The sequence below is a fragment of the Thermobifida cellulosilytica TB100 genome, from assembly GCF_001517975.1.
Lineage (GTDB): Bacteria > Actinomycetota > Actinomycetes > Streptosporangiales > Streptosporangiaceae > Thermobifida > Thermobifida cellulosilytica.
Genome location: NZ_KQ950180.1, coordinates 543,753 through 549,943 on the forward strand (window position 1 = coordinate 543,753; position 6,191 = coordinate 549,943).

The 6,191-nt window shown below is 70.7% G+C and carries 3 protein-coding genes; 2 read left to right on the forward strand and 1 reads right to left on the reverse strand.

What is annotated here, in order from left to right; translation table 11 throughout:
- Window positions 1–20: 20 nt before the first annotated feature.
- Entirely contained in the window at window positions 21–2,639 is a 2,619-nt protein-coding gene (glgP, locus tag AC529_RS02285) for an alpha-glucan family phosphorylase (protein WP_068753255.1), read from the reverse strand.
- Window positions 2,640–3,194: 555 nt separating this feature from the next.
- On the opposite strand from glgP, the gene AC529_RS02290 reads away from it, so the two are divergent.
- On the forward strand, window positions 3,195–5,159 hold the full coding sequence (locus AC529_RS02290; RefSeq protein ID WP_083947873.1) for an alpha-1,4-glucan--maltose-1-phosphate maltosyltransferase: 1,965 nt from the start codon (window positions 3,195–3,197) through the stop codon (window positions 5,157–5,159).
- A 74-nt stretch (window positions 5,160–5,233) separates the two neighbouring features.
- On the forward strand, window positions 5,234–6,191 hold a 958-nt coding region (locus AC529_RS02295; RefSeq protein WP_269745518.1), incomplete at its 3' end, for an alpha-amylase family glycosyl hydrolase.

The window sequence follows — 6,191 nt, forward strand, 5'->3', positions numbered from 1 at the left end:
GGCCGCAGCGCGTTCAGTGGTCAGCGCAGCACCAGGCTGCCCACCCCCGCGGCGGGCTCGGGGACCACGGCCAGTCCCGTCTCCGCCGGGTGGGCCAGCAGCGGGTGCCTGGGCCGCACCCGCACCGTGTAGCCGCAGGCCCCGGCGCGGTCCAGCGGCACCGTCCCGGCGAAGCGCACCAGCGGCCACGTGACGTCCTGCGGTTCCAGCGGCGACAGCTCGGTGTAGGACGGGTCCACCAGCTCGTCGGAGGCGCCGACGCGCCCCAGCGCCGCCTCCACGCACAGGTCGGCGGGGTCGACGTCGCCCAGCACCAGGGTGGCGCGCACCACCAGCTCCCCGCCCACCTGCGGCGGCTCCCCCCTGCCGGACACCTCGACGTGCTCGATGCGCACCCCCGGCCAGGCCCGGCGCACCTTCCGCTTCCAGGCCGCCAGCTCCCTGGCCCCGCGCTGCCCGTCGGCGGTGAGCCGCCGCGAGGAGAGCGCGGCGGGCCGGTAGAGCCGCTCCACGTACTCGCGGACCATGCGGGTGGCCAGCACCTTCGGCCCCAGCGAGACCAGCGTGTGCCGGACCATCTCCAGCCAGCGCCGGGGCAGCCCCGCCTCGTCGCGCTCGTAGAACAGCGGTGCGACCTGCTCCTCGATCAGGTCGTACAGCGCCGCGGCCTCGATGTCGTCGCGCCGGTCGGGGTCGCTCACCCCGTCGGCGGTGGGGATCGCCCAGCCGTTGGAGCCGTCGAACCACTCGTCCCACCAGCCGTCCCGCACCGACAGGTTGAGCCCGCCGTTGAGCGCGGACTTCATCCCGGAGGTGCCGCACGCCTCCAGGGGCCGCAGCGGGTTGTTCAGCCACACGTCGCAGCCGCGCACCAGGGCCCCGGCCAGCGCCATGTCGTAGTCGGGCAGGAAGACGATCCGGTCCCGCACCCGGGGGTCGTCGCTGAACCGCACGATCTCCTGGATGAGCCGCTTGCCGCCCTCGTCGGCGGGGTGCGCCTTGCCCGCGATGACCAGTTGGACGGGCCGTTCCGGGTGGCGCAGCAGCGCGGTGAGGCGCTCGGGGTCGCGCAGCATCAGGGTGAGCCGCTTGTAGGAGGGCACCCGGCGGGCGAAGCCGATGGTGAGCACGTCCGGGTCCAGCACGCCGTCGACCCAGGCGAGTTCGGCCTCGGAGGCCCCGCGCTGTAGCCACGAGGCGCGCAGCCGCGCGCGGGCCTCGGCGACCAGCCGCTCGCGCTGGACCCGGCGCATCCGCCACAGCTCCTCGCCGCTCGTCCCGGCGACCCGCTCCCAGCCCCGCGGCGTGTCGAACTCCCCGGGGTCGGCGACCAGGGACCGGGCCGCCTCCAGCGCCTCCTCCGACACCCAGGTCGCGGCGTGGACCCCGTTGGTGATCGAGGTGATGGGGACCTCGTCGACGTCGAAGCCGGGCCACAGCCCGCCGAACATCTCGCGGCTGACCGCGCCGTGCAGCCTGCTCACCCCGTTGACCCGCTGGGCGAGCCGCATGCCCATCACGGCCATGTTGAACACGTCGGGGTCGCCGCCCGGGTAGGTCTCGGCGCCCAGCGCCATGATCCGCTCCACCGGCAGGCCGGGCAGCGCCGCGGTGCCGCTGAAGTGGCGTTCCACCAGCGCGCGGGGGAAGCGGTCGATGCCCGCGGGCACCGGCGTGTGGGTGGTGAACACCGTGCCGGCCCGGGTGGCCTCCAGAGCCTCGTCGAAGTCGAGCCCGGCGGTCTCGATGTACTCGCGCAGCCGCTCCAGGCCCAGGAACCCGGCGTGCCCCTCGTTCATGTGGAAGACCTCGGGCTCGGGGTGGCCGGTGCGGGCGCAGTAGGCGCGCACCGCGCGCAGCCCGCCGACGCCCAGCAGCAGCTCCTGGCGCAGCCGCTGCTCGTTGCCGCCCTCGTAGAGGCGGCCGGTGACCCCGCGCAGCTCCGGCTCGTTGTCCTCCTGGTAGGTGTCCAGCAGCAGCAGCGGGACCCGGCCCACGCGCACCACCCACACGTGCGCGCGCATCACGCGGTGGTCGGGCAGGGCGACGGTGACCGCGACCGGCCTCCCGCCGTCCTCCAGACGGGTCATGGGCAGGCCGCGCGGGTCGATCTCGGGGTAGCGCTCCAGTTGCCACCCCTCGGGCGACAGGGACTGGGAGAAGTAGCCGTGCCGGTAGAGCAGGCCCACCCCGATCACCGGGACCCCCAGGTCGCTGGCGCTCTTGAGGTGGTCGCCGGCGAGGATGCCCAGCCCGCCGGAGTACTGCGGCAGCGAGGCGTCGAGGCCGTACTCGGCGGAGAAGTAGGCGATCGCCGCGGGCGGCGGGGCCGGGCCGTCCGCGAGCCCTTGGTACCACAGGGGGGCGTCCAGGTAGCGGTCGAGGTCGGCGGCCGCCTCGTCGAGGCGGGCGCGGAAGCCCGCGTCGCCGGCGAGCTCCCGAAGCCGCTCCGGGGAGACCTCGCCGAGCAGCCGGACCGGGTCGTGCCCGACGGCCTCCCAGAGCCGGGGGTCGACCGCGGCGAACACGGCGCGCGTGGGGGCGTGCCACGCCCAGCGCAGGTTGGCGGCGAGCCTGCCCAGTGCGGTCAGCTCGTCGGGCAGAACAGTGCGGACGGTGAACCTACGAATGGCCTTCACGAAACTGGAGGCTAACCAGCAGACCGGTCTTATGCGAGCCTTCCACGCCGTCGCGCCACAGATACCGGCAAATCGCGCGGTACAACCGCAGATCCTCCGTTCCGGAAATTTTTGAAGCCTTCTTTGCCTGCCTCAGGAAATCTTTTGACCAAAGCGCGAGAACCGCGCGGGCGCGCCAATAATAGCCCTCTCCTGTGACGCGGAGGATTCTTCCACGTTTCGTGTCGTTTACCCGATGATCACGGCAAGAGTGCAGGTGGGAGCGGTTCGGAGCAGCCGACTCCCCTCTCCGCCCCGCCACTGCTTTTGTTTCCGTCAACCTTCGGGCGCGCCACTTGTCCAAGCAGTCGCACTGTGACTAGTCTCACAAAAATAAATCCCTCCGGACTGTCGGAGAGCGGAGAATTCAGACTGACGATAGACAGTAGGAGCAACTCAACCCGACTCATCCCAAAACCCGATTTTGGGGTCTTTGGGACCTGTTCGCCTTACCCGCACTCCACCACCCCACAGCCCACCTGACCGCCCGTACCGCAACCTCTCGATGGTGTACCCGTGATCGGACGAATTCCCATTCTCGACGTCTCGCCCGTGGTCGAGGCCGGGACGGCCAAGGCCGTCGTCGGCGAGACCTTCCCCGTGCGCGCGACCGTGTTCCGCGAGGGCCACGAGGCCCTCGGCGCAGGCGTCGTCCTCTACACCCCCGAGGGCAGGCGCCAGCCGCTCGTCCCCCTCCGCGAGATCGCCCCGGGCACCGACCGCTACGAGGCCCAGGTCACCGTCACCTCCGAGGGGCGCTGGTCCTTCGTCATCGAGGCGTGGAGCGACCCGTACGCCACCTGGTGCCACGACGCCGAGATCAAGATCCCGCTCGGCGAGGACGTGGACCTGGTGCTGGAGGAGGGCGCCCGCCTGCTCGACCGCGTCGCCCGGCGCGTCCCGCGCCGCCCCGCGATCGCCGAGATCGCCGCGGCCCTGCGGGACGACTCCCGGCCCGCGCACGAACGGCTGGACCTCGCCCTCTCCGACCTCGTCCGCAGCGAACTGGCCCGGCGCCCGCTGCGCGAGCTCGTCACCCGGTCCAGGCGCTTCCCCGTGACGGTCAGCCGTCGGCGCGCGCTGTTCGGCTCCTGGTACGAGTTCTTCCCCCGTTCGGAGGGCGCGGTGCTCGACACCGAGGACGGCGAGCCCCGCTCCGGCACCTTCGCCACCGCGGCCAGGCGCCTGCCCGCCATCGCCGACATGGGCTTCGACGTCGTCTACCTGCCGCCGATCCACCCGGTCGGCCACTCCTTCCGCAAGGGCCGCAACAACGCGCCCGTCGCCCAGCCGGGCGATCCCGGGTCGCCCTGGGCGATCGGCTCCTACGAGGGCGGGCACGACGCGGTCCACCCCGACCTGGGCACCGTCGAGGACTTCGACGCCTTCGTCGCCCGCGCCCGCGAACTCGGCCTGGAGGTCGCCCTCGACCTGGCCCTCCAGGCGTCCCCCGACCACCCGTGGGTCAAGGAGCACCCCGAGTGGTTCACGGTCCGCGCCGACGGCTCGATCGCCTACGCGGAGAACCCGCCCAAGAAGTACCAGGACATCTACCCGCTCAACTTCGACAAGGACCCCGAGGGGATCTTCGCCGAGGTGCGCCGGATCGTGCGGTACTGGATGTCCCACGGCGTGCGCGTCTTCCGCGTGGACAACCCGCACACCAAGCCAGTGGCGTTCTGGGAGCGGCTGCTGGCCGACATCGCCGCCACCGACCCCGACGTCATCTTCCTCGCCGAGGCGTTCACCCGGCCCGCGATGATGCACACCCTGGCCAAGATCGGGTTCCACCAGTCCTACACCTACTTCACCTGGCGCACCACCAAGGAGGAGCTCCAGGAGTACCTCACCGAGCTCACCGGTGAGGCGGCCGCCTACATGCGGCCCAACCTCTTCGTCAACACCCCCGACATCCTGCACGCCTACCTGCAACACGGCGGGCGCCCGGCGTTCGAGGTCCGGGCGATCCTCGCCGCCACGCTCTCCCCGACCTGGGGCGTGTACTCCGGCTACGAGCTGTGCGAGAACCGGGCGCTGCGGCCGGGCAGCGAGGAGTACCTCGACTCGGAGAAGTACCAGTACCGGCCGCGCGACTGGGAGGCGGCCGAGGCCGCCGGGATCACCATCACCCCGCTGATCCGCAAGCTCAACCACCTGCGGCGCAGCCACCCGGCGCTCCAGGAACTGCGCAACCTGCGGTTCCACCACGTCGACCAGCCCGAGATCATCTGCTACTCGAAGCGGCTGGCCACCGGCCAGGGCCCCGACGACGTCGTCCTGGTCGTCGCCAACCTCGACCCGCACCACACGCGCGAAGCGACCGTGTGGCTCGACATGCCCGCGCTCGGCCTCGCACCGGACGCCCACATCACGGTCACCGACCAGTTGTCGGGGGACTCGTATCACTGGGTAGGGGCCAACTACGTCCGCCTCGACCCGCACGTCCAGACCGCTCACATCTTCACAGTCACCTCTGCCTAGGACCCGGCCGCATCACACCCGCACCCGGAGTCCTGTGGGAACCCAGTGGACAGCCAACACAGGTGGAGAAGTCGATGACCACACCCGAGCCGGTTTCCGGCACCAGCCGCACGCCTCTCGTGTCCGTCCCGGACACGTTCTCCCACGAGAAGCCGCGTGATCCCTACTGGTACAAGCACGCGGTGTTCTACGAGGTCCTGGTCCGCGGCTTCTACGACTCCAACGGGGACGGTACCGGGGACCTGCGCGGTCTCATCGAGAAGCTCGACTACCTGCAGTGGCTCGGCATCGACTGCCTGTGGCTGCTGCCGATCTACGAGTCCCCGCTGCGCGACGGCGGCTACGACATCTCCGACTACATGAAGATCCTGCCCGAGTTCGGCCAGATCGCCGACTTCGTCGAACTGGTGGAAAAAGCCCACGAACGCGGCATCCGGGTCATCACCGACCTGGTCATGAACCACACCAGCGACCAGCACCCCTGGTTCAAGGCCTCCCGCGAGGACCCCGACGGCCCCTACGGCGACTTCTACGTCTGGTCCGACACCACCGAACGCTACGCCGACGCCCGCATCATCTTCGTCGACACCGAGCAGTCCAACTGGACCTACGACGAGGTGCGCGGCCAGTACTACTGGCACCGCTTCTTCTCCCACCAGCCCGACCTCAACTTCGAGAACCCGGCCGTGCAGGAGGCCGTCCTGGAGGTCATGCGCTTCTGGCTGGACCTGGGCATCGACGGCTTCCGCCTGGACGCCGTGCCCTACCTGTACGAACGCGAGGGCACCAACTGCGAGAACCTCAAGGAGACCCACGAGTTCCTCAAACGCATCCGCGCCGAGGTGGACCGCCTCTACCCCGACCGGGTGCTGCTGAGCGAGGCCAACCAGTGGCCGGCCGACGTGGTGGACTACTTCGGGGACCACGAGTCCGGCGGCGACGAGTGCCACATGGCCTTCCACTTCCCGCTCATGCCGCGCATGTTCATGGCCGTGCGCCGCGAACAGCGCTACCCCATCTCGGAGATCCTGG